The organism is Paraburkholderia ginsengiterrae (assembly GCF_001645125.1).
Lineage (GTDB): Bacteria > Pseudomonadota > Gammaproteobacteria > Burkholderiales > Burkholderiaceae > Paraburkholderia > Paraburkholderia ginsengiterrae.
In genome coordinates, this window is the sequence record NZ_LXKA01000028.1 from 1 (window position 1) to 676 (window position 676).

1 pseudogene is annotated in these 676 nt (G+C 72.5%); it reads right to left on the reverse strand.

The window, feature by feature from the left end:
* Window positions 1-441: 441 nt before the first annotated feature.
* Window positions 442-676, reverse strand: a pseudogene (locus A6V37_RS41990) (ATPase, T2SS/T4P/T4SS family); the annotation flags it as partial.

Below are 676 nucleotides of genomic sequence, written 5' to 3' on the forward strand. Positions count from 1 at the left end.
ATACTGATGGTGGCAGTGGGAGAGCGGGTGGTTGGTCGGTAGGGTAGTGCGGTGGGATGTGGAGCAGGTTGGGTATAGGTGGCAGGGGAGTCAGGGGACTGGCATGCGCAACGGTCATGGGGCGGGCGACTGGCGCTAGAGTGGGCGGGTTGGTGCGTCGGAAGGCGGACGAGCGAGGGGGGCGAGGGCGGAGGTACGGGGGGGGCGTGGCGGAGGAGCGGGGGTGAGGCCGGGAGGGTGAGGGGGAGGTGGGGGAAGACTGGACGGGAGTGCAGGAGAGTGGTGGGAGGAGGGGGGAGATGGAGACAAGAGAAGGGGGGAGGTGGCAGGGCGGGGAGAAGGGGGGGGGGGAAAAGTAGGGGTAGAGTACGCAGGGGGGGCGTGGGGCGGCGGGGAGGGGGGGGGTGGGGCGGGGCGTGCGGAGCGGGGAGCAGGCGGCGGTTCGAGGAGAGTGGGGGTGCCGGCGGGCAGCGGGGGCGAGGGCGCGTCGCGGGAGGTCGCCGCCGGCTCAGTCTGTGCGAGGCGTGCGAGTGCGTGGGTCCGGGCGTTCGCGACGATCAGGGCTCGCATGGCATCGGACACGGGCATCGCCTGATGAACGCAGACGCGGCGCCGGTAGCCGATGCCGTGGCACGCCGGACAGCCGGTCGCGGTATAGGGCTGCCAGCCGTCGAGC